General features: G+C 45.7%; 20 protein-coding genes. 4 read left to right on the top strand and 16 right to left on the bottom strand.

Annotated elements, in window-relative coordinates; translation table 11 throughout:
• Positions 1–2: 2 nt before the first annotated feature.
• Positions 3–1,274 (bottom strand): Xaa-Pro dipeptidase, encoded by a 1,272-nt coding sequence (locus ABWW54_RS02435; RefSeq protein ID WP_502907746.1) that lies wholly within the window; start codon positions 1,272–1,274, stop codon positions 3–5.
• Positions 1,275–1,314: 40 nt separating this feature from the next.
• Here ABWW54_RS02435 and ABWW54_RS02430 point away from each other — a divergent pair, with 40 nt between their 5' ends.
• Entirely contained in the window at positions 1,315–1,941 is a 627-nt protein-coding gene (locus ABWW54_RS02430; protein WP_353409741.1) for a LysE family translocator, read from the top strand.
• Positions 1,942–2,026: 85 nt separating this feature from the next.
• Here the strand turns inward: ABWW54_RS02430 and ABWW54_RS02425 are convergent, their stop codons facing one another.
• The 8 genes from ABWW54_RS02425 to dsbD all read right to left on the bottom strand — a co-directional run bounded on the left by ABWW54_RS02425 (position 2,027) and on the right by dsbD (position 10,358).
• Entirely contained in the window at positions 2,027–2,659 is a 633-nt protein-coding gene (locus tag ABWW54_RS02425; RefSeq protein WP_353409739.1) for a YajG family lipoprotein, read from the bottom strand.
• Positions 2,660–2,688: 29 nt separating this feature from the next.
• Positions 2,689–4,266, bottom strand: a complete 1,578-nt coding sequence (purH, locus tag ABWW54_RS02420; RefSeq protein WP_353409737.1) for a bifunctional phosphoribosylaminoimidazolecarboxamide formyltransferase/IMP cyclohydrolase — start codon at positions 4,264–4,266, stop codon at positions 2,689–2,691.
• A 94-nt stretch (positions 4,267–4,360) separates the two neighbouring features.
• Positions 4,361–4,597 carry a helix-turn-helix domain-containing protein gene (locus ABWW54_RS02415; RefSeq protein ID WP_353409735.1) on the bottom strand — a complete coding sequence of 79 codons (237 nt, stop codon included), beginning with the start codon at positions 4,595–4,597 and terminating at the stop codon, positions 4,361–4,363.
• A 9-nt stretch (positions 4,598–4,606) separates the two neighbouring features.
• Entirely contained in the window at positions 4,607–5,590 is a 984-nt protein-coding gene (gene dusB, locus ABWW54_RS02410; RefSeq protein WP_353409733.1) for a tRNA dihydrouridine synthase DusB, read from the bottom strand.
• Between the two features lie 150 nt (positions 5,591–5,740).
• Positions 5,741–7,048 carry a zinc-ribbon and DUF3426 domain-containing protein gene (locus ABWW54_RS02405; RefSeq protein ID WP_353409731.1) on the bottom strand — a complete coding sequence of 436 codons (1,308 nt, stop codon included), beginning with the start codon at positions 7,046–7,048 and terminating at the stop codon, positions 5,741–5,743.
• A 78-nt stretch (positions 7,049–7,126) separates the two neighbouring features.
• Entirely contained in the window at positions 7,127–8,008 is an 882-nt protein-coding gene (gene prmA, locus ABWW54_RS02400) for a 50S ribosomal protein L11 methyltransferase (RefSeq protein ID WP_353409729.1), read from the bottom strand.
• Positions 8,005–8,535, bottom strand: coding sequence for a TlpA disulfide reductase family protein (locus ABWW54_RS02395; RefSeq protein ID WP_353409727.1), 531 nt, complete (start codon positions 8,533–8,535; stop codon positions 8,005–8,007). The genes prmA and ABWW54_RS02395 overlap by 4 nt, the downstream gene beginning before the upstream one ends.
• 11 nt (positions 8,536–8,546) lie before the next feature.
• Positions 8,547–10,358 carry a protein-disulfide reductase DsbD gene (gene dsbD / locus ABWW54_RS02390; RefSeq protein WP_353409725.1) on the bottom strand — a complete coding sequence of 604 codons (1,812 nt, stop codon included), beginning with the start codon at positions 10,356–10,358 and terminating at the stop codon, positions 8,547–8,549.
• Between the two features lie 133 nt (positions 10,359–10,491).
• On the opposite strand from dsbD, the gene ABWW54_RS02385 reads away from it, so the two are divergent.
• On the top strand, positions 10,492–11,310 hold the full coding sequence (locus ABWW54_RS02385; RefSeq protein WP_353409723.1) for a tyrosine-protein phosphatase: 819 nt from the start codon (positions 10,492–10,494) through the stop codon (positions 11,308–11,310).
• 28 nt (positions 11,311–11,338) lie between these two features.
• Positions 11,339–12,136, top strand: a complete 798-nt coding sequence (locus tag ABWW54_RS02380; RefSeq protein ID WP_353409721.1) for an SDR family oxidoreductase — start codon at positions 11,339–11,341, stop codon at positions 12,134–12,136.
• 57 nt (positions 12,137–12,193) lie between these two features.
• Here the strand turns inward: ABWW54_RS02380 and ABWW54_RS02375 are convergent, their stop codons facing one another.
• Together ABWW54_RS02375 and ABWW54_RS02370 are read right to left on the bottom strand one after the other, a co-directional pair.
• A complete protein-coding gene (locus ABWW54_RS02375; RefSeq protein WP_353409719.1) occupies positions 12,194–14,926 on the bottom strand; it encodes a CehA/McbA family metallohydrolase in 2,733 nt (910 codons plus the stop codon).
• A gap of 16 nt (positions 14,927–14,942) precedes the next feature.
• The gene (locus tag ABWW54_RS02370) at positions 14,943–16,979 is read right to left on the bottom strand and encodes a carboxy terminal-processing peptidase (protein WP_353409717.1); all 2,037 of its coding nucleotides are present in this window, start codon (positions 16,977–16,979) and stop codon (positions 14,943–14,945) included.
• 408 nt (positions 16,980–17,387) lie between these two features.
• On the opposite strand from ABWW54_RS02370, the gene ABWW54_RS02365 reads away from it, so the two are divergent.
• A complete protein-coding gene (locus tag ABWW54_RS02365) occupies positions 17,388–17,912 on the top strand; it encodes a ZapG family protein (protein ID WP_353409715.1) in 525 nt (174 codons plus the stop codon).
• A 61-nt stretch (positions 17,913–17,973) separates the two neighbouring features.
• On the opposite strand, the gene ABWW54_RS02360 is transcribed toward ABWW54_RS02365, so the two are convergent.
• From ABWW54_RS02360 to ABWW54_RS02340, 5 genes are all read right to left on the bottom strand, one after another.
• Positions 17,974–18,588, bottom strand: coding sequence for a MarC family protein (locus tag ABWW54_RS02360; protein WP_353409713.1), 615 nt, complete (start codon positions 18,586–18,588; stop codon positions 17,974–17,976).
• A 135-nt stretch (positions 18,589–18,723) separates the two neighbouring features.
• Positions 18,724–20,526, bottom strand: coding sequence for a M2 family metallopeptidase (locus ABWW54_RS02355; RefSeq protein WP_353409711.1), 1,803 nt, complete (start codon positions 20,524–20,526; stop codon positions 18,724–18,726).
• Positions 20,527–20,558: 32 nt separating this feature from the next.
• The gene (locus ABWW54_RS02350; RefSeq protein WP_353409709.1) at positions 20,559–22,061 is read right to left on the bottom strand and encodes a peptide MFS transporter; all 1,503 of its coding nucleotides are present in this window, start codon (positions 22,059–22,061) and stop codon (positions 20,559–20,561) included.
• Between the two features lie 391 nt (positions 22,062–22,452).
• Entirely contained in the window at positions 22,453–23,220 is a 768-nt protein-coding gene (locus ABWW54_RS02345; RefSeq protein ID WP_353409707.1) for a LytR/AlgR family response regulator transcription factor, read from the bottom strand.
• Complete coding sequence (locus ABWW54_RS02340) at positions 23,210–24,316, bottom strand: sensor histidine kinase (protein WP_353409705.1); 1,107 nt, start codon at positions 24,314–24,316, stop codon at positions 23,210–23,212. The genes ABWW54_RS02345 and ABWW54_RS02340 overlap by 11 nt, the downstream gene beginning before the upstream one ends.
• Positions 24,317–24,421 lie beyond the last annotated feature (105 nt).

Here is a 24,421-nt window from a genome sequence, read left to right as displayed (position 1 = left end):
CGTTACTCGAAATCAGCTGGAAGTTTGATAGTCTTGCCACCTTTCATCACGAATTGAACACTCTCGAGAATGGAGATATCAGAAAGCGGATTTCCTTTAACGGCAATCACGTCGGCGTAGGCGCCAGCCTTTAATACACCAATATGGTCTTCTTGTTTGAGGAGCTTAGAGGCGTTTATCGATGCAGCTTGAATCGCTTCAATCGGACTCATGCCGAACTCGACCATTCTGGAGAGTTGTTTCAAGTTGTCTCCATGCGGGTAGACTCCAGCATCAGTACCCATCACCATTTTTACACCGGCATTCACCGCCTTTCTAAAATTCTCGCGCTGTGTTCCGCCAGTCTTACGTTCTTTCTCCAAGCTTTCTTCAAGGATGCCGGCCTTTTCTCCTTCGCCTAAGATGTATTCTGTGACGTAAATATCCATAGACAAATGCGTTCCGTTTTTCTTTGCCAAAGCAATACCTTTATCATCAATAAAGCTCGCATGCTCGACGGAGTCCACGCCGGCTAAAATAGCATTGTAAACACCTTCGGTACCGTGTGCGTGTGCGGCAACGATTTTTCCTCTACGATGTGCCTCTTCAACAATTTTCTTCATTTCTTCAAGCGAATATTGTTGCACGCCAACTTTGGTTCCCTTGGACAAAACCCCACCGGTGGCACAGATTTTGATCACATCGGCACCATATTTAATGTTTCGCCTGACAGCCTTGGCTGCTTCCCAAGGACCGTCCGCTACTCCTTCACTCTCAGCTTGAAACTCGTAAGCAAGTAAATTGTTATCACAATGTCCGCCAGTAATTCCCAATGAGGGGCCGGAAACGTACATTCGTGGACCGATTACATCCTCGTCGGCTATCGCATCCCGTAAGGCAACATCAGTGAATCCGGGTGCGCCCAAATTTCTCACGGTTGTGACGCCTGCCTGCAGAGTGGCTTTTGCGTGTTTAACACCTCGCAGAGCGGCACGAGTTTGAGAGCTTGCCAGTCGTTTATAGCCATGTTCCAAATGACTCGCAGTAAGGTGTGCATGCATGTCTATGAGACCCGGTAATAAGGTATGACCGCTCAAGTCGATTAACGTTCCGTTCGGTATGGGCCCACCGAATGTAATTGAAGAAACACGGTCGTCAGCTATGACGATACGAGGTTCTGCCATCATTTTTCCAGTTTCAACATCAACTAAATGGTCCGCGATCAATACTGTTTGCGCGAAGCAATTAACATTTAACAACAATGGAATAATAAATAGAATTCGAAACATAATCATTTTGGGTGAATGGCCATAGAGTTAACTTTATACTATAACGATGAATGAATACTCGTTTTTAGTTGCAATAGCGGCTGCATTATTAGGGGGCGCGATGAGTCCCGGGCCAAGTTTCTTAGTGGTTGCTCAAAATTCGCTATCAAAGTCTCGAGGACACGGTATTGCAACGGCCGTTGGGACCGGACTTGGTGCTGCTTTATTTGCGCTATTAGCGGCATTAGGTGTTACCACGTTGCTTGAGCAAACCCCAACTGTTTATGTGGTGTTTCGAGTTGGAGGAGGGTGTTATCTGCTTTGGTTGGCGTATCGAATCTTTAGAGGAGCTACCGAGCCCTTGCAGGAGGGAGTGGTTTCTGGTGAACGTCAGGGTGGTTTACTGTCGTCACTTCTAAAGGGCTTGGTCGTTCAAACAAGCAACCCAAAGACGATTTTTATAATTGCCAGTATATTTAGTGCAGTGATGCCATTAGAACCCCCTATTCACACGGCTCTGTACGTCACTCTGATAGCACTTGTAATAGATTTTGGTTGGTATGCCGTGGTCGCGGTGAGTTTATCAAACAATAAGAGCCGCAACTTTTACAAACGGACTAAGACGCACTTTGATCGACTAGCAGCTTGTCTACTGTTTTTACTTAGTTTGAAGCTATTTACGGATGTGCTTTAAGCCAATCTAAACCGATTTGATATTTTCAAACATGCATGAAAAAGCTCAGCCTTTTAATGCTGAGCTTTCAAAGAAACACGGCTATTTAGAGTCCAATTTCGTCTAAAGCTACAGCAAGCTTGCTTAAGAGGTCTGCGTAAGCTCGTTTATAAGTTAGTGCCCAATTCGCATTGCTTGCCACTTGGCCTTCATTGTTGCCTTTGCCATGTACCGAGCTGCTGCTACCTTGTGATTCAAGTTTCAGTAATAGTTCTGATTCAAAGCCAATGGAGATGAAGCCTGGTACCATCCATGCCCAAAATTTTTCAATATCGATATCTAGGCTCTTAGCGTTCTCAGGTGTGTCGGAAATCGTATAGCCTCGTGCCACCAACTCACTACTAATTAGTTTTTTCACTTCGCTTTGAACAGTAGACCCCTCATTTAGTGAGACTGAGCCCATTGCACCACCATAACCGTTTCTTTGGCGACCAATATACGTACTTAGTTCAGTGGCTGTTTTGCTTTCTAGCTTGCCTTTGACGGAAGGTATTTCGGGTTTGCGAGGCTTTTGTTCAAACTCTCTTTTATCTTCAATACTGGCAATGTAAATTAATCCATCCTTCGAAACGGATGAAGTTGAATTAGGGGTTTCTAGGTTAATCTCACGAGTTCCAGTCACACACGCTGAGGTGCTCGCAAGTAATGCTAAAACACAGATGATTTTTATTGTTTTCATTATTGTTCTTTTAATCCGTTTGTTGAAAATTAATGTCTGAAATGCCGCATGCCGGTAAATACCATTGCCATGCCGGCTTCATTGGCTGCATCGATTACTTCTTGATCGCGCATTGATCCTCCAGGCTGGATGACCGCACTGATGCCAGCGGCGGCGGCGTTGTCTATGCCGTCTCGGAATGGGAAAAAAGCATCCGATGCCATGACCGAACCCTTGACTTCAAGTTCAGCGTGCTCAGCTTTGATTGCAGCAATGCGGGCGGAGTTGACTCGACTCATTTGACCCGCACCGACGCCAATAGTCCTATTTTGATTGGCGTAAATGATAGCGTTAGACTTAACAAACTTGGCGACTTTCCAGGCGAATTGAAGATCATGCATTTGTTGATCAGTTGGTTTTATTTCCGTCACAATGTCGAGCTTGTCGGTAAGTGCAAGGTCGTTTTCTTGTACCAGCAACCCGCCATTCACACGTTTGTATTCAATCGCGTTAAAGGAGGTGTCATTCCACTGCCCTGATTCGAGTAGTCGCACGTTCTTTTTGTTCGCAACGGCTGCTTTAGCGCCGTCTGAGATTGATGGGGCAATGATTACTTCAACGAACTGTTTTTCAACGATCTCTGAGGCAGTTTGTGCATCAAGCTCTTGATTAAACGCGATAATTCCACCGAATGCAGATTCTGGGTCAGTAGAAAATGCTTTTTGATACGCTTCCAGCAGCGTTGGAGCGACCGCCACACCACAAGGGTTCGCGTGTTTTACAATTACGCAGGCTGGTGCCCCGGAAAATTGTTTTACACACTCCAGTGCCGCGTCTGTGTCAGCGATATTATTGTAAGAAAGCTCTTTGCCCTGCAGTTGTTTAGCACTGGAGATGCCAACGGGTGCATTTTCTTCTACATAAAATGCTGCTTTCTGATGTGGATTTTCACCGTAGCGCATGGTTTGTTGGTGTTTAAACTGGACGTTAAACGTGGCGGCGAAGTCAGCTTTTGAACCATCATTTTGAATGCGACCCAGATGGTTTGCTATGGCACCGTCATACTGAGCAGTATGCTCGAATGCTTTTGTGGCAAGCGAGTAACGCGTTGCATAGGTCAGGCCACCTAGCTTTATCTCATCTATTAAGAATGAATAATCATTAGAATTGACAACGATCGCTACGTCCTTATGGTTTTTAGCGGCCGAGCGCACCATTGTCGGGCCGCCAATGTCGATGTTCTCGATTGCCGTTGGGAGATCACAATTTGGGTCGGCAACCGTTTGCTGAAATGGGTATAGATTGACTACTACCATATCAATTTGGGAAATGCCATGCTCTTCCATAACTTGGTCATCCGTGCCACGGCGGCCTAGAATTCCACCGTGAACTTTGGGGTGTAAGGTTTTTACTCGGCCATCCATCATTTCTGGAAACCCTGTGTAAGAAGAGACTTCGGTTACATCTATCTTGTTTTCTGATAGCAGCTTAGCGGTACCGCCGGTTGAAAGTATTTCAACGCCTTGTTCGTGCAGTGCTTGAGCAAATTCAAGTACTCCCGTTTTATCTGAAACACTAATCAGTGCGCGAGCGGGCTTAATGCGAGAGTCCGAAGAAAAATCAGTCATCGTAATTTCCAGGAAAGTTTCCAAGTAGTAAACGTAAAAAACGTTATGAGATAATAGTGTGATCCACTTAATTAGAACGGCGAATGTTGATTCGCTAGCATAGATCGTAAGTTTTTAATTTTTTCCGAAGGGTGTTTCGATTGATACCCAAAATATCCGCGGCTCTGGTCTGGTTGCCATTAACCCGTTGCATCACTACTTCCAAAAAGGGTTTTTCCACTTCATTTATGAAAAAGTTATGTAAGTTCGTCGGCTCTTGACCATTAAGGTCATCGAAATACTTTTCCATAGCGTGAGTGATGCACACTGATAAAGGGTCATTTTTAGTCATTATTATTTGTTAAGCGGCTTTGGTAAACGTAGAACTCAAAAAATCGTCGAGTAGGGTGGCTTGTTGAGCAATCGAATCTGTCGTACTGATAGACAGCCTCTGTGCTTGAGAAATGGGTGTGTCCCAGTGAGACAGATACCATTTTATATGTTTGCGAGCGAGCCGAACACCTAGGCCTTCTCCGTAAAAATCATGAATGGACTTAATATGAGCTAGGATGGTGTTGTAGCGTTCTTCTAAACAGGGGATGGGGTCGTAGTGTCCAGAGAACAGGTAGTCAGCAACTTGCTTAAACAGCCAAGGTTGTCCTTGTGCTGCGCGACCAATCATGACGGCATCTGCTCCAGTATGGTCAAGTACTTGCTTTGCCTTTTCCGGAGAGTCTATGTCTCCGTTTGCAATCACAGGTATCTCTATGGACCGTTTGACGGAAGCGATCGAGTCGTATTCTACCGGACCGAGGAATTTACATTCCCGAGTACGACCATGAATTGAGAGCGCACTGATACCGCAATCTTGAGCAATTAAAGCAATGGTTTCAGCGTTTCTACTATCCGGTGTGGTTCCAGTCCGAATCTTGACGGTCACAGGTACATTAACGGCCTGAACAACCGTACTTAAAATTTCAGACACTAGGGGTTCGTTTGCTAGCAGAGCTGAGCCGGCGGCTTTCTTGCAGACCTTTTTGGCTGGACATCCCATGTTTATATCGATGATTTGGGCACCATTAGAGACATTAAAAATAGCGGCTTCCGCCATTTGTTCAGGGTCTGTGCCAACGATTTGAACCATCACAGGTTTGGGTTCTCCTGTTAAGTCGGAACGGTATTTTGTCTTAGTTGTGTCTCTGAGTTGCGCTTGGCTTGTGATCATTTCCGAGACGACCAACCCTGCACCGTGTTCTCGACAAACTTGCCGATAGGGCTTGTCCGTGACGCCAGCCATTGGAGCCGCAATGACGGGATTGCTTAAGATGTATGGACCAATTTGCATTGCCTTACGCTGAGAATCTACCAAAGAGGTTTGCTATTGCGGGGCGTGGATAATACCTATGCGACGAAAAAGCGTAAAGATATCTGATTGAGAAATTGCGTATTTTTTAATCAATTTAACGCAGAACTTCAGTTATGTTTAGTAAGAATGCTAATTGTCTAGTAACTTAATCTCGTAACCCGTTGCTGATTTTGGAAATGAGAGCAACTCTATCGTGATCTTTTTTAACTCATTAGAGCCAATTATGGAGTTTGTCTTATTATTGTAAATATAGCTTTTGGGTGACAAATTACGACGAGCGACGAGTCGTCCATCAGCGTCAGTTAGTGACATTTCTAACCATGGGAGACTCTGTGAAATATCCGCATGATTAATCAGGCTTACTTTCAATAAAATCGTCGTTGAGCGAGTTGGGTGAGGTTGAGTCTTTGCGGAAACCAACTCGAGCTTTCGTAAGTTTCTTCGCTGAGGAAGAGTAACTCCGTTATCGGAAGCCAGTCGGTCGAGTGTGTTGCTGATAGGGCTTAATGATTTTTGTACGGAGTTGAACCAAGTTTGGTCTGTCGGCATGTCAATTAACTGCTTTAGCCAGAGCTGATAGATCAGGCTGATCAGTAATATCAGAGTTATAACAATGCCAAAAAGAGTGGTTAGCCACCAACCGACACCGCGTTTTTGGGTGTTTGCTTTCTTTCTAGGTTGAAGAAAAAAATCATCCTGGTTTTTCTTCTTCTGGGTATGTTTGATGCTTCTCTTTATAGGCTCGTTTGCTTGTGTTGTCGTTACCTGGGCCTGTCTAGCGCCGGTAGGCGGGATGATTTTTTCATCTACCAGCTTGTCAACCTCATCAATCAAGCGGTTGTCTTTCTGTTCTAATTCGGGCTCTCTTCGTTCGTGGGTTGCCTCAGCTTTTTTACTGTCTAATGGCAGCTCTAAGTCCAGCTGTCCATGAGTAATGGACTCATTTACATTGCTGGAAACAATCGAGTTACTCGCCGTGTCCGTGGCGGGCTCATAAGTAGAATCCTTAGATTGCTTGGCTTTGAGGTTGTTCAGAATTTCTGATGTCGATAGCTCCTGGCTATTGCCGTACTCTTCTAGCACATCCTCTGGAACAGACTCCTTTGGACCTGTGTATTCGAATTCATGAGTGCTTAATAGTTCGAACGGTTGCTCGGTGTCGTCGAGGGGTTTTTCGTAGCTTACGTACGAGGGCTCAGGCTCTTTACTCAACTCAATATCACCGCCATCACGCGCTTTGAGAGGCTCTGATAGTGGTTCTATAAACGTGTCTCTAGGGTCAAACTTGGGCGTTTCTAACGTGCTATCAATGAGGCGAGCTTTGAACTGTTCGCGACAGGTTCCACAGCGCACCATTCCTTCTGATGTGCGATATTGCTCATCGCTGATCGTGTAATCAGTAAAACAATGAGGGCATTGAGTAGTGTGAAAAGCCATTTATTTAGTCGTTGTTTTGTGATGACTGTTAGTAAGAGACCTGAATGTTAAGTCTATTTTTACCATAGTGGCACTATGTTAGCGTTTTGTAGCGACGATGAGTACCCATTGATCCTTTTGATGGTGTTCGAAATTAAATGTGTCCCCAAAATGGGTTTCGATCTTTTCAACTTGCGTTTCAAGGATGCCAGTTAACAAAAGCGTGCCGTCATCGTTCATATGGTTAATCAAAGTATCTCTTAGTTCGATGATGACTTCCGCTAGTATATTGGCGATTACCAAGTCATAGCTTTTGTCAATTTCACTGGGAAGCTCTGCCGGCAAGTAGGCGTGCATTTGACTTGAAACGCCATTGCGACCTGCATTTTCATTGCACGCGCTGACGGCTAATGGGTCTATATCGACGGCATCCGCGTGGATTGCGCCGCTAAGTAAGCTGGCAATGGCTAAAATACCCGACCCGCTTCCGTAATCTAAGACTTTTTGATCTTTGAGTTTTTGGTCAGCTAGCCAACGTAAACACAGGTGGGTTGTTGCGTGTGTGCCAGTGCCAAAAGCCAAGCCTGGGTCTAAAACAATATTGCGAGCGTCGGGAGCCGTGGGCTCGCACCAAGTTGGGCAAACCCATAAGTTTGATCCCACCTCTATAGGTTTGAAAGAACTAAGCCAGACTCGTTCCCAGTCCTGGTCAACCAGTTTTTTAACTTCGGTCGGGATCTCCATTTCCTTATATTGGTTTTTAACGAAGTCGATGATGGGGTCTAAATCCACGCGTTCATCAAACAATGCGGTGACACTGACTTTTTCCCAATCAGGGGTTCCAGGGAAGGCGACTTCATAGAACTCGTCTTCGCCTGCGTTTTCAGTGGTTACGGCTGACGCTAAGAATGCTTCCAATAAACTTGAAAGCTTATCTACCTCGGATGAATTAACGACGAATGTTACTTGAGACCAAGTCATTTTTCGCCCTCATAGACGCGCCCTTGCGACCAGGCGATTAATTGAGGTTCGTGTATTTCTCCTAGTTTTTGATCAATAACAACGCCATTATTGTCCACTAACAAAGAGTATGGCATTGCCCCTAACTCATTCCCCGACAACTCCATAAGCTTCATTCCAGTTTGTTCGGCGTAAAGTATTGGGTAAGTGATGCCCATCGAGTCGAGCATTTCGGTTGTTTTGCTGGGGTCGTCGACGGCGACGCCGATTATTTGAAACCCATCCGCCTGACGTTGCTTGTACACAGCCTGAAACAAGGGCATCTCGCGGCGACAAGGGCCACACCAACTAGCCCAAAAGTTGATCAGAGTGTACTTCTTTAGATGTTGGCGGGCCGTCTGGCTTTGGTTGTCGGCTGTAAGCAGTTTTGCGTCGAGTAACTCACTGGCTGAGGATACTTCTGAAACACGGGCCGCATTCAGAGCAGCACCAATTAGGAATGCGACTAAGGCGACTGCAACGAGTAGAACTTTATTTGGATTTGACATAAATAGTTGAATTAGTCGGATGCCTGATTTACCAGACTTAAAAAGTCAGTTTCATTTAGGTAGCCGTATTGTCGCAGGTTTTGTTCCTCTTGGCCGTTACCTTTATAGAAAAGCGTTGCAGGTGGCCCAAAAACCTCAAAATAGCGCTTAACATCTTCACTGTCTTTATTCGTTTTCGTCACATCAATCTTGATGAGAGACCACCCTTGTAAAGCGTCGGCAACGCTCGGTTTAAGGTAGGTGGTTCTATCCATCCTTTTACAGTCCAAGCACCAATCGGCATAAAAGTCGACGAGAACAGGCTTATTTAATGAGCTGGCTGCGGCTAATTCTTCCTTCGCTTGTTGGGCGTTGGTGACAATTTTAAACGGCAATTTATCATTTTTGATATTTAGCTGGCCGTTGCTCATGTTAAGCGTCGTTAATGGGTTTAATATGTCGTTGCCGCCAGAAGTTGCGCCAATCAACGCCATTGCACCCCAGAGTAGAGCGCCTAATCCGCCAGCCTTAATTAATGAGGAGAGCAAATCAATAGTCAGCTGGGACGCGAATTTGAGTAGGTAGCTTCCACTCCAAAGCAACAATACTGCCCATAAATACAGTGTAGGCACTTGGTTGATCGCGCTGGCGATGAAAATCGCCACTCCCAGTACCATGAAGCCAAAAAGAACTTGAATGTTGTTCATCCAAGCTCCGGTTCTAGGGAGCAACCAACCCGCGCCAAAACCGAATAGTATGAGTAAGCTTCCCATGCCCAAAGCCATCGCACTCATGATCGCACTACCTAATACTGGGTCGCCTTGCTGTATGGCCGCACCTAAGGTAATGATAAGGATTGGCGAGACGCAAGCACCGACGACAAGGGCAGAAATCAACCCTAAGCCGAAGCTAGAAATACTGGCAGATTTACTGTTTACCGACGTTGTGTTTAGCTTGGTTTGAATCGAACTTGGTAACTGTATTTTAAATGCTCCAAAAAGAGACGTGGCCAGAACAACAAGGAACAAGCAGATAATTCCGATTACCCACGGGTTTTGAAAATGCGCTTGTAGTTGTGTTCCAGAAGCCCCAGCGACCCACCCAGCAATGGCGTAAGTAACAATGGTTCCTAATACATAGCAGGTCGCTAACCAACCGGATTGGAGTTTGCTTGGTTTATTTTGGCCAGCAATGATGCCCGCTAAAATGGGTATCATTGGCAATACGCAGGGCGTGAAACTAAGCAATACCCCGGCACCGAGGGCAGCAAAAACATAACTCCAAAACGATTTGGCTTTGGCTTTTTCAGTGATTGAAGGTATGGGCTTCGCGTTATCTGGATCTACAGACGGCTCTGATGAGGAAAACAGGCTAGGGTCAACCACCAGTTTCACAGGTCGTGTTTGAGGGGCATAGCAAACGCCAACGGGTTTGTTACAGCCTTGCGCCTTTAATTCAAATTCTATTTCAGCATCCCCCGTTTTAACGTTAGCCGCTAATTTTTTTATGGGTAAGGAATACTCAACGCGATTGAAATAGACTACGACGTCACCAAATTCAGGGTCATTTTCTACCACCCCAGGAGGGAACGAGACGTCACCAAACTCAAGGCCAGGGCTGATTGGGATCGCGTTGAACTGGTCGCGATACATATAATAATCATCAGCTATTTGCCAAGCGACCTTAATCTCGTTCCCTTCGACATAGGCGGTTTCGATAAAGGCTTCGTGATCCGGAAGTAGTGTTTGTGCTTGTTTCTTCCAAAATTGTGCTTGTGCGGCGAAACAAGCGAACAGCGCTGTCGCCACAAGTAAGCGCAGAGTACGTTGAATAATATTGTTCATCACTTTAAATATTAGAGGCCAACACTCATTGTTGTTGGTAATTATCATGAGGTTAACTAATGGACCGTATGAGGCGGCGGTAACTCGCATATGCTATTGTGCCAGACCGCACGGATAGGTTTAATCAATTCCAATGAAAAAACGTTTATTAAATATCGAAGGCATCATTAACTTGCGTGATCTTGGCGGTTATTATGGCCTAGATCGACGCCCTGTCGTTTGGGGGAAGATGTATCGATCAGCACAGCTTGACCGTATTAGTGATGACGGTGTGTCAGCAATGATGTCATTGGGTATTAAAACCGTTGTTGATCTCCGCTTTGATGATGAAACGCAACGCTACCCAACGGTACGTTCGGCTTTTCCGGTGGCTGAGTTCATTTCTTGGCAATCTGAAAAAGATGAAGAGTCAAATGGAGCAGAACATACGGTTAAGCGAGCGTGGCGACAGAGCTTAGAGTCTGGAGATTCTAAGCAGGTACGAGAAGCGATGCGAGTGAACTACCCCAAAAAGCTGTATTCTCATCGAGGCATTTATCGAGAAATGTTGCTGCGCTTAATTGATCATCGGTCTCCTTTGTTGTTTCATTGCGCGGCGGGTAAAGATCGAACTGGTGTTGCGGCGGCAATAATTTTAGGGTTACTGGGTGTCTCTGACGAGGACATCATTGAGGATTATTTGGTAACTCAAAGTCAGGTATCAACATTGTTTGACACCTGGGTAGCCGGAGGCGCAACTGGGGCCGATGATTACGATGACTTTCAAAAGAAATTGGCTCAGTACCCGCGTGAGTTGGTGAAGCCCGTGTTTGAAGCTGATGTTGGCTATATCACCACGTTGTTAGACTATGTGAATAAGACTTACTCAAATTTTGAGCAATACGCGTTAACGATCTTAAAACTAACGCCTCAGGACTTAATAGGTCTAAGGACTAATTTGTTAGAAGCTTAACCGGATAGACCTCAGGAGAATTTATAGAATGGTCAGAGGAGAAAAATCAAAGCGCTTGAGCGATAAAGTATGTTTGATAACAGGTGCTGCCAGGGGTATTGGAGCAGAGATCGTGGCTGAATTTCATCGTCAAGGTGCTCGGGTCATTGCAACGGATATCGATGCGCAACGTGTTGAGAAGCTAGCTCGAGAGGTGGGTTGCGAATGGTTGCCGCTTGATGTGAGGCATGAAGCCGCTTGGAGCGACTGCCAAAAACAGTACCCAGAAATTGACGTGTTGGTCAATAATGCAGGTATTACGGGGTTTGAGCATGGCACTCGAGCTCACGATCCGGAGAACGCAACTTTAGACGATTGGCGAGCAGTTCATGAAACAAACTTAGATGGCGTCTTTTTAGGTTGTCGTTACGCAATCCGGACCATGCGTTCGAAGGCAAGTGGCGCAATAGTTAACATCTCGTCTCGATCAGGCATGGTCGGTATTCCGTTAGCCGCGGCGTATGCCTCTTCAAAATCCGCTGTCAGGAACCATACAAAAACAGTTGCTCTTTATTGCGCGCAGCAAGGGTTGAATATTCGTTGTAACTCTATCCATCCGGCGGCAATTTTTACGCCAATGTGGGAGCCAATGTTAGGAGAGGGAGAAGATCGAGTGAAAAACATGCGGGCGTTGGTATCAGATACGCCGATGAAACGGTTCGGTGAATGCGCAGAAGTAGCTGCAGTGGCGGTGTTGCTGGCCTCTGATGAAGCTGCTTACATGAACGGCGCGGAGCTAAATATTGATGGCGGTCTGCTAGCCGGTTCCGCTGCTAGCCCTGGCTAATTACCCAGGGCTAGCGGCGTGCTGCGTACCTAACGATACGCAGACCATGGCGAGGTTTTATAGCCCTGGTGCTTGCCACTTGCCGTCTTGGTCAAAATCAACAAAGATCGGGTTGCTAAACGCGTAGGGACTGATTTCAGGGTAGACTGCGGCGTAATCTGGCGTGGGTGGTCCAAACACCTCGATCATAACGAAAGAGTCTCTATCGAACTCAAGGGGTATTAATACCTCTTGAGTTAACTCGTCGTTGAGCGCATGAGTGTCGATGGTTTTACCATTTATCTGAATTTCCAGCCTGTCTAGTTTAATCCAGGGCGCCTTGCTTATAGATACCTTCAGTGGTGCGCGTCGTCCAGAAAACGTATCTCCCATTTTGGCATCCAATAGAGACACATTAAGCATCGGGCCTGTGGTGCCGTAGGCCTTGCCTGCTTTTAAGTTGTTGATGAATTCTTCTTGATTAAAGTGAGACACGCGATCATCACTCATAGCCACCATTGTTCTTGGAATTGCTACCTGTTCTAACGCGTTGTGAGAATCACTATTGGCGGTGCCGACGATCAACTCGCCTTGCTTTAAAAAAGACAACCAATCTCTGCGCACAGCTGTAAGTCGATCATAGTGATTGCCTCCACCGGGATTCACCACTTCAATCAGGTCGAAATCAATGTCCCTCACGCCCGTATGTGGGTGTGGCTCTATCAACACATTATTGTGCTCCGCTGATAGTTCATGATAAGGGTTGTAAGGGTGTCCAGCTGAACCCATGTGATCTAGGTAGTTACCGTTGTCCACGATATCCTCCCAATCGCTAGGCAAGTCTTTGCTACTGAGCCGTAAGTCATAACGAGGGTGGTTTAACTGAACAACTGAAGCGGGCTGATCCTCACGGATAGCGTGCATCGTTTCCCTAAGACGTTTATTTTCGTGATTTACCATACCGTTGCGGAAGTGGTGGTGCTTGGCTTCATAAGGGAAAAAGTTAATGTGACCTCCGGTGTACGGATTCAGGCTTGTTGGTAACGTGCTGGTGACTTCAGCGCCTGAAATTGAAACTATTTTTCCTTTAACTCCCATATCTTCAATGTAGGGGGTGTAGTCGGTTGGTAAGTCATGCTCGCTAGAGACCATGACTTCGCCGTGTTCGGCGGTAAACGTTCTCACTCGTTCAGATTCCGCAAACGTGTTGTCGAAGCTCAGGCCCGAATGAACGTGTAGATCACTGGCGATATAGCCTGGTGTGCTCAGTACTCTTTGAGGAATGTCGATATTGAGCGTTTGTGCTTCGCCTTGCCTGAGTGTGATTTCTTGCTGCTCTAATGAAAACTCCGGACCTTTAGTGGCGTAGACACGATAGGTCCCTGCGGCGATGTCCACGGCCTTTTTGTCTCCATCCACACCGGCCAAAAAGACAGCGGAAATGGGGGGCGCCGTTTTTATCTCATCGTCGAATGCGACTGATGACTGGGTGAGTGAGCCGGCGAAATCGGGGTTTGGCGTATTATTTAGCCCGACAAAAACAAGTCGCATAGCCTCGCCTTGAGGCAAACTTAGTTTTGCCGCACTCGAAAGGGAGAGCTGACCAAGTTCAGTGACTGACCCTGTAGAGACATCAAAATCGTGCTTCAGTGATCTAGCTCCATAGCCAAAAGCATTTAGAGAATATTTTCCAGGCGGAGCATTAAACTTAAACGTGCCGTCTGATTCTGGTATGACGTGTGTTAAAGGAGCCCCGTTTGATTGGATAACGTGTATCGCCGTGTCGGGTGAGTTTATCTTTCCTCTTACAGTTGCCGAGGTGTTCAACATTTGATCGGTCACTGAAGCGACGTCGCCACGTTTACCGACATAAACGACTTCGTGAGTTTCAAGCGCTGACCCTTGGTCTAACTCTAAGAGGGGTATTTGAGGGAGCTGAAACCAGCCAACTTTAGTGCCATCGCCAATGTAAAATGTGTCGGTTAGCACCATCATTGCTGTTCCATCAGTGTCGGCTAGCATAAAAAATGGAACATCTTCACGGCTTGCATCTTCAACTCTTTGCGCTGTTAGCATTTTCCAGCCATAGGAAATCCCTACGTTGGCAGAGCGAGGGCTGATGGTGATCAGGGTGTCAGCGTACCGAGCAGAATCACCGATAGCGCTGACGCCTCGTTTTACAAAGTCTTGGTTCTGAAAACCATTGCTATCCAGTGTGTTTCTGGAACTAAAAACGAATGGTTCAAGAGAGTGGTAATTGAAATTTAGAGGGGATATAAAATTTACCGATTCGCCAGGCGCGTAGTCGTATCGTTTTTGGATTTGTAGTTGGGTTTCTTTGCCATCTTCAAAGTAGTAACGGGTTTTCAAGGTTGCTCCATCGGATTTTGCCTCTACCACAATACTCTGCTGGCCATTGATGTGGGCGATGGATATTTTCTCTGTGTCTAAGGAACGCCTTCGGCTTCCATTAAGTAGATCATGGGTAAAAGTAAAGTGATCGTCTGCCTGTCCACAGTAGCCAAGATCAATCAATGAACCACCTTTGACTGAAAACTCTCCCTCATGGTCAACGTCTGAAATGACGGCGCATAGAGTGCCATTGGTGATAAACCAATCACCAATTCCCCCTATAGCATCTGGACCTTTACGCTGAAGGGCTGCAACATTTTCATTTGAAAGCTGGGTGGCGAAGTTAGGTGAGTTTATTGCGTTATTCTCAGCAAAAGCAATTTGGCCGGCCATCAGAACGATGAAACCGGCCAAGGAGCTTAGCTGCTGACGCTTTTTGAACGTTTTGCGGCTAATCATATTTTTATTGTTTGTTTTAGCTGTTAGTAAGTTTTGTTACCAGCGCTGATTGGTGTTTATTGTAGTCATGTAAAATTTCGGCCGCTTCTTGATGAAAGACCTTATTCCAATGTTCGTCTTCGTCTGGCAGCGGGTTGTCTTTACGAGTGTCACTAGTTACTGGCTCCAGACCTAACGACTTTCGGTAAGTGTTTAAATCTGAAAGCGCGGCTTGCTCACGATTATCTCTCTCAGCCTGACGTACTTCTAAGTTGAGCGAGATAGACTTTATCTCTTTGTTTTGGAATATTCTATCTGAACTCTTTCTTAAATATTCAAACGCCGGAGAAACATTAGAGCGGTTTTGGTGTTTACTGGACAGCGATGATACAAGCCCGATGGGCAGTGAGCCGGCTCGGTAATTAGCGGCTTGTGTTTCGGTCCAGGGCAACGCATTATCGTAAGATCTTTCGCCAAACTCGTCGTCTTCTCGGCCAGAGTTTAACTTAAGGTCTGGGATGACGCCTTTATGCTGAGTACTGCTGCCACTTATTCTGAAAAACTGTGCGTTAGTATACTTGATGGTGCTTTTACGACCGCCTTCTCGAAGTTGCTCTGGGCTTTGCACGGTCCCTTTGCCAAACGAACGTTCGCCAACGATCAGTGCGCGGCCATAGTCTTGCATTGCACCAGCGAAAATCTCAGATGCTGAAGCACTGTAACGGTCAATTAGTACGACTAATGGGCCATCATAGGCGATGCTGCTATCGAGGTCTTTTTCAACGGCGCGTTGATTTGGGCGAGAGCCTACTATTTGCACGACTGGCCCTTGGTCAATAAATAAGCCTGTTAGAGATATGGCCTCATGCAGCAAGCCTCCTCCGTTGCCCCTTAAGTCCAGAGCTAAGCCTTCTACGCCGTTGTCCTGGGCTTCTTTTATTAACTTCTTGACGTCTCGAGTCGTGGCAACGAGTTTTCCATTTCCTCGGCGAGCCTGTCTTACATTGGAATAGAAGCTTGGAATGCTAATAACTCCGTATTTTGAGCTTCCTTGGCCTTCTGGTACATCCAGATAAGAAAGTTTAGCTGCTTGGTCTTCCAATTGAATGATGTCTCTTACCAGTTCTATTCGCTCAGGCGGAGATCCCGGCGCAGAATCACCTGTTAGTACGTCTAGCCGAACCTTAGTGCCTTTGTCGCCACGTATCATTTGAACGACATCGTTAAGTCGCCAACCGATGACATTAATCATCTCTTCATTTTCTTGGCCCACGGCAACAATTTTATCTTCAGCCTTTATCGAACCACTTTTTTCGGCTGGGCCGCCTTTAATAATACGGTTTACCACAGTGTAGTCTTCGTCCGTATTTAGCGCGGCTCCGATGCCCTGTAGAGATAACGTAATACTGATATTGAAGTTTTCAGCCGTTACGTGAGACATATACGTAGTGTGTGGCCCATGTTCCGTCGTGTAGGAATTCATGAACCATTCAAACACTTCTTCGCCCTTAAGTTGAAATATCACATCACGTTGTCGATCATACCGCCTGAGTAGATTCTCGCGAATTTCTGTAATAGGCGTTTTAGCCATGGTCTGCTGTAAGGTATCGTTTTTGATACGCTTTCGCCATTCATCGTCTATTTGTTTCGGTGTTTTCCACTCAAACGAGTCTCGATCAATGTTTAGTTTTTCGTTGATCGTAAAGTCGAAGTCGCTTTCTATTAACGTTCTGACTGCTTTGGTCCGGTCGTCCAGACGTTTACGAAAGACCTTAAAGATTTCGAATGCCACTTCGGCATCACGGCGGATTAAAAAGTCATCTATCTTATTTCGGTATTTCTCGAACCCGTCTATATCTTCTTTTGTAAAATAAATCTTATTGGGATCGAGTACCTTCAAATACCCGTCAAAAATCCGCGATGAATAATCATCGTCTAAGCTTTTAGGTGAGTAATGACGATAGCGCAAGGTAAAGAGGGTTTTATGAATATCAAAACTCAAATCCTTGGTCATGGTGAGCTCGGATTCAGGGACTTCTTTAACGTCAGCTTGGGCAATAGGTAAGGCTGCCATTGTACACAGCAACGAAGCACCGACAGTAAGCGATAGCGTGCTAAGGCGAATTTTCCTCGTAACCGGACGTGCAAATACCATAATTTATAACCTGCTTAATTTTCTGTATTAGAGCTTCTGCCTAAATCCAGAGCTCGATTTTTTTCGTAGGGGTGATTTTTCAGCGGCCTGAGCACTACTTATAGGCTTTGCAAGCAGACTTTATCTTGCTGTTTAACGCTGGAAAACAATATTTTTACTTACCCCAATACTGACCATTCTTTAAAACTAACAGCTTGCTCTGATAAAGGGCAAGTCTTCTGTGCAAAATACCACCGTCTGTGACTAAACATTAATCACTTGTTTACGATTGCCGACGATACTTCTACGTTACAATATGCCTTATATCTATTACTTTTAGAGAAACTCATGGAATTGGATCTATTACACATTTTTGTTGCTTTTGGCGTCGGGCTTTTGGTTGGGGTCTTGGCGATGTTAGTTTTTAACAAGCTAAAGAGTGGCTCGGCTTCTCCTGCCAGCATTAAACAAGATTTTGATGACTATAAAAACGACGTGGAAGCTCACTTTGAAGAGACATCCAAAAAGTTCAAGAACATGACTGATCAATATCAGGATCTTTATGCGCATCTTTCCGTCGGTGCCACCAGCTTATGCCGTCCAGACAGTGCGGCTGCGACCCTGGGCGAAGGAGACATTGCGGCGCCAAAACAAATTGAATCACAAGCAGAGACGCCTTCTCAAGACAAGCAAGAGCCCCAAGAACCTGAAACCGTTGATGAAACAAATAGGTCGGAACAGGCGTCTGAAGAAAGAGGCCCCACAACGTCTAATGAGGGCTCTAGCGTTAAAAAAGAGCCTGAGTCTGATTTAGGCCAAGACGCAGAAGATAAGCTTGAGACTGGTGATTCGAAAAACGACGCTAAAGCTTAGTGGTCTATAGTGAAATTGGAAAAGGCCCTGCTAATTTATGTTAGCAGGGCCTTTTTGAGTATTAATTGGAGTTTTGTAGTAGCGCAGTGTGCAGTTCCAGAGCAAATTCTTGAATACCATTAAGTAGCATTTGTATGGAAATGGCAATTAGGATCATACCCATTAGCCGTTCAATGGCGATCAACCCTCTGTTTCGCAATACCTTGGCTAACGGGCCGGCCAGTAATAAAATAACACCGCTGACTATCCATGCTGCAAACAACGCGATCAGCCAATCGGCCCACCGTTCTGGTTCGCCATTCATGATAAGCAACAGCGTAGCCAGTGCTGACGGGCCAGCAATATAGGGGATTGCTAGTGGAACGATAAAGGGCTCTTCTTCGTTTTTATGTGGTCCATGACTGTCGGGTGGAAAGATCATTTTTAATGCGATTAAAAATAGAATTACGCCCCCGGTTGCCGTTAATGCCGGTTCCGAAATGTGCAATGCAGAAAGAAACGCTTGGCCTGAAAACAGAAAGATAACCATGACTAATAGTGCTATTAGCAACTCGCGTAGAATTACCTTGGTCCGCCTTTCTGGGGCGACATTTTTGAGTGCAGTCAAAAATAATGGAATATTACCCAACGGGTCCATTACTAAGAATAAAAGCAGCGCTGCTGAGATAATGGTCATGATGCTTTGATTAAGTTGTGCGAGTGACGGCCTGTGTCGTTACTCTAAAGAATTAACCTAAGTACGAGAACGAAGTTCATCGTATTCGAGAAACAAAAAGGCAAGCCCAACTGAGCTTGCCTTTTAACTGAATTGCTACCAACCGCATTGCCGATCTTTGTTTTGCTCTTTTAGCCAGCTGTTTAGCGGAGCAAAATAATCGATAATGGCGCTGGCGTCCATTTGCCGTTGACCGGTCAAGGCTTCCATGGCATCGGGCCAAGGTTTGCTTTGACCTAGCGCCAACATATCACCTAACGCTTTACCTGCGTCTTTATTGTCATAAATTGAGCACTCGTGCAACGGTCCTTCAAAGCCAGCCTTGCCGCACAATGCTTTATGGAACTGAAACTGCATAATGAAAGACAAGAAGTAGCGAGTGTAAGGCGTGTTGCCTGGAATGTGATATTTTGCGCCCGCATCGAAATGCTCTTCGGTGCGCTCAATAGGAGCTCTAATGCCTTGGTACTCCGTGCGTAAATCCCACCAGCCTTTATTGTAATCTTCTGGTGCAATTTCTCCTGAAAACACTTTCCAGCGCCATTCATCGATCATTTTCCCAAAAGGAAGGAAGGCGATTTTCTCCAGAGCTAATTTCATTTGCTTATTCAAAGTGGCTTCAGGGCTTTCAACAACTTCGCTGACAAGTCCTTTTTTCTTTAAGTAACCAGGCGTCATAGAAAGCTGTATCGTGTCACCAATGGCTTCATGAAAGCCGTCATGCGCACCACCCTTGAACACTGGGCTTTGGTCCTTGTACATCAGGTAGTAATAAATGTGCCCTAACTCATGATGCAAGGTGCCGAGTTGTTCTTCGTTTATTTCCACGCACTGTTTGATGCGAGGGTCATTACCGTTGTCCAGGTCCCATGCGCTGGCGTGGCATACCACGTTGCGGTCGGCTGGTTTTTTGATTAATGAGTTTTTATAAAAGCTCTCTGGTAGAGATGGTAGACCTAGTGACGTGAAGAACGCTTCCGCCGTTTCGGTCATTCTTTTTTCGTCATAACCTTGTGCTTTTAAAGCAGCGGTGACATCCAGCGAAGCCACACCCTTGTGTGGTTCCATGATTGGGTAGATATTATCCCAAGTCTGTGACCACATATTGCCCAGTAAGTGTGCTGGAATAGGCTGGTCTAGAGGAACCTTATCTTCACCGTATTCTTCGCTTAGCTTGGCTCTAACATGGCATTGAAGTTCGTTATAGAACGGTTTTACCTGCCCCCATAGGCGACTGGCTTCCGTAGTAAACTCTTCAGAAGTCATGTCATAGTTAGACTTCCAAGCATCAGCCAGATCTATGAATCCTGAGTCTTTAGCACCTTGGTTGCCCAACTCAACAAATCGTTGATAGGTTTTTCGATAAACAGGGGACACTGTACGCCAACCTTGCCAAACGTCAAGTAACTCGTCGTAGTTTCTTGAGTTTGCAAGGACGGATTCAAGTTCTTGTAACTCGCGACATTCGCCTTTTTCATTGCAATATTTTCCTGAACCGTAATGACCTTCCATATCGGTCAACACCTGAGCGAGTTCAGCTTGAAGCTTGGGGTCGGTAGGAGCGGGCGCAGAAGACCCTCTTAACATCAACTCAATAGCACGAGCAGTCTCTGGATCAGTTTTGGCGTCTTTGTATTTTTTCGCTTGCTCCACGACCGACGCTTCGAAAGCCAACGCACGCTCTCCAGCCTTTGCCGCTAGTACAGCCGTATCGCTGGTTATGTAGGTTGAACGAACCCAATAGGCAGCCTCTATTTCTTTGCTGATTTCTATGGTTTCTTGCTGAATTCGCTCAACAAACTCTTTCGCGGTTTCTTTTTTAGCAGCGCTTACGGTCCCAACTGAGCTGGCTAAAGCCAACCCAGCTGCGAGGACAAGCGAATATTTCTTTAAATTCATTACGTTATCCGTTTTATATTCTCATCAAAAGTCTAAGCTTCAAGTTCTTCAATCTCTTTTTCCCATTTCTTAGTGAACATGGCGAAAAGAATAATGACAGCGCCTATGCCTATGCTGAAGGTGGCGATTTGAAGATAAAGGTTTGGCATTTCAGCAACGTTGCTAGGGTCAAAGCTGCCAGCCAACAATCCGGCGATAATGTTACCGATTGAATACGTTAAAACGAACACTCCCATCATTTGGCCGATAAACCTGCGTGGAGACAGTTTGCTCACCGCGCTCAGTGCCATTGGGCTTAGGCAAAGCTCACCAACGGTATGAAGAAAGTAAACCATGATTAACCAGAATGGAGCTGCTTTGAGCCCGCTTGCCGCAATTTGAGCCGCAAAGTACATTACGATAAATCCGCTGGCCATAATGATCAGTCCCACGGCACATTTTATGCCATACGCAGGGGTTACCATTCGTTTACCCAGATTAATCCAGAGCGCAGCGAAGAACGGAGTTAGAAGTACAATGAACAGGGCGTTTGCCGAACCAAACCAACCCGTTGGTATTTCGAAATCGCCAATCATGCGGTCTGTATAGTCTTGTGCAAACAAGTTGAGGCTTGAGCCGGCTTGTTCGAAGCCTGACCAAAAACACGCTGATGCAACACACACTAGCAACAGTGCGAGCATGCCGCGCTTTTCAATGGCGTTAAGCTTGCCCAGAAAAAAGATAGCGCCAAAGTACAAGAAGAACACCGAGGTAAAAATAACAGCCACACTTTCGGCTAGCGTGACTGGGTTAAAAACAAGTTTGCCCGAAATCATCAGCCAAGTAACAAGCGCCAGGACGACGAGGAATGCGCCAATAGCGAGGCGACTGTTGCGGTCCGCTGAGCTAGAAAGTCTAACCACCGGTTCCGCACTTACTCCTTCTAAATTATTGATGGTTTTCCGATATTGGATGAGTCCGATACCCATACCAATAGCCGCTGCACCAAACGCCCAATGCCAGCCATATGCTGTCGATAGGTATCCGCATACGATGTAGCCGATGAACGAGCCTAGGTTAATACCCATGTAGTATATGGCGTATCCAGCATCGCGCCGTTTATCCTCTAAGGAATAAAGTTGGCCAACAACAGCGCTGATGTTTGGTTTCAATAGTCCAGTACCAAGGACCACAAAGATCAGACCAATAAAAAAGGTACCTTCGACTGGAATGGCCAGGATAATATGGCCTATCATAATGATGATGCCGCCATACCAGATGGCTTTCTGCCCACCAATTAACCTGTCAGCTATCCAACCGCCTGGCAGGCCCATGAAATAGACTGAACCGGTGTAAAGCCCGTAAATTGCGCCGGCTGCGGCTACGGTAATTTGTAAGCCACCTTCTTGCATTGAGGCGGTCATATAAAGAACAAGTAACACGCGCATACCGTAGTAGCTCATGCGTTCCCACATTTCGGTAAAGAAAAGAGTTTGCAGCCCTTTGGGGTGCCCAAAGAATGCGGTATTCAATGGGTTGGTATTGGTTTGATTCATAGGTTTACCTATTTATTAGAATTTTATTTTAAAGCCAAGGTTTATAAAGGTTCTGTTCACGAGTCGCTCTAAAACCTGCATTGGTAGATCGCTGATACAGTCCCAGATTGAGCTTTAAGAGTGGAACCGCTTCAAAACTCCTCGAAAATACCACATATACGATGGATTTCCGTCCAACTTTGTTGCACCTTTTTGGGAGCTTTTCAGAATTTTATTCGATTTTGCTTAAAACGGAGATTGGGTAGGAAACCGAAGTATTCGAAAGTAATCTGCCACCGAAAAGCAAATTTACCGTTTAGTTCTTCGTTTGGTTGAAGGCCTCATCGTGTTTTACGTGCAACGATGAGGCTCTTGCGCTTAATGATTATTCCAGTTGCACTTCAAGGCCCCCTTAGGCTGCTCCTAGTTTATCAAGTAGCTCATCTTTGTGGCTCTTGCTTACCTTGACGGTCGTGCCATCAGTCAGAATCAGACAGTATTTGTCATCCGGTAGGGCTTTGAATTCTCTTGCTTCAGATAGCCTGACAATGGCTGAGCGGTGAGTTCTACAAAAGACATCAGGGTCTAGTTTGCTTTCTAAGTACGAGAGGTTAACTCGATGTAAGTGCATGCCATGTCGGTGGTGTACTTCGACGTAGTTGCCGCTCGATCCAAGCCAAAAAATATCTTCAAGTGGCACTATCCTCAGAGAGCCGACTGATCGAATAATCAACTTATCGATTGTGCTCTTATCGCCACTTATGTGTTGTTTGAGTTCGCTCAGCTGAAGAGCCGCGGGAGGATTATTGAGTCGCTCTTCTGCACGCTCGAGCGTCTGCTTCATTCTATTGTCATCAAAAGGCTTTAACAGATAGTCTAGAGCAAACAATTCAAACGCTTCTACGGCATAATCGTCATACGCTGTGACGAAAATGATGAGGGACTCAACGTTTTCTCTGTTTAGGCGTTCAGCAATTTCAATTCCGTTCTCTTTGGGAATTCGGATGTCGAGAAAGATAACGTCCGGCTTTAGGCTGCTGATTACTTGAGTTAGCTGTTCCCCTGAGCCGAGCTCAGAGGCAACTTCCCAATTGGGAAATTGAGACAATGCTGCGCGGATATTCGCGCGCGCAAGTGCTTCATCGTCAACGATGACGGCCGTGTACTTCTTAATTGGCATATGAAAGGGTGTCCGTGGTAGGGAGTCGCACGCTGGCGATATAGTGTTTTTCGTTTAGGTTGTGATTGATGGTGTAATTTTTTTCAAACAAAATTTGTAATCGTTCTTCAAGGTTTCGTAGCGCTAAGCCCATACCGCTATGCCCTTCGTCGACGGTTTGGTTTTGGTCAACGCTGTTTTTAACCGAAACAAAAAGCTCTCCATTATCGGATGATATTTCCGCAACAATTGAAACTCTTTCTTGCGCACTTTCCACGGCGTGGGTGAATGCGTTTTCGACGAGTGCTTGCAATACAAACGGGGGGCATTCTGACGTATCTGAAATATTTTTTGTGACTATTTCAAATTCATACTGATCACCAAATCTCAATTGTTGCAAATTAACATAGTATTCAGTGAACTCAATTTCTTCACTAAGCGTAATGACTGAGTGCTGGCTCGCTTGAATGGCGAATCGTAATAATTCGCCCAGCCTGGCTGTGGCGTCGATTAATTTCGCCTTTTCGTCGTTTCGTGCAAGGCTACTTATTGCGTTGAGGCAGTTAAATAGAAAGTGTGGGCTCAGTTGCGATTGCAGAGCCTGCATTTTTACGTTGGCTATGTTCAGTTGCGCCTTTGCATTTTTGCTTTCAAGTTCAGAGGATATAAGTTTCATCGACTGTAAGTGTTGGTAATAGATGAAGCATCCACAGGCGATAAACACGAAAATCTGAAGATAAACGTTTAAAAACACGTTCACCATTATTACTTTGCTCAGCGAATCCGCTAGCGCAGGAAATGGTTGTCCGTAGCCCAGACTGCTTAGACTGGTGTCTAAAATTGCGATTAAGGGCTGCCAAATTATAAGGCTCACAACCAAAATAAGGATGCAGCGCCATACCTGGCCTTTGACCACAGGTTGTTTTAGTAGTTTGTACTGAATAATGGTTAGGGCCGACCATGACAGATACACCACGCAGGTTGTAAGGATCAAGCCATTAGAAACAATCGGGCCGATATTCCAGCGCGTGGAGTCGTAGTAAAGGCTCCACATATAGGCAAGCCCAAAGCCGAGCCAAAACAGTACAACAAAGAAGGTTACTTTAAGATTTCTCATTAGGGTCTACCGTATCAAAGCATTGTCTTAATCTACCAATGATTTCACACCTCGAGGCGGATATTTCACACCATCGATGATGTCCCTCAAACCTTGGCTATTGTC

Source organism: Arenicella sp. 4NH20-0111 (genome assembly GCF_040366405.1).
Classification (GTDB): Bacteria; Pseudomonadota; Gammaproteobacteria; order Arenicellales; family Arenicellaceae; genus Arenicella.
The sequence above is the reverse complement of the archived record's forward strand: the minus strand, read 5'-3'. Positions and strand labels throughout refer to the sequence as shown.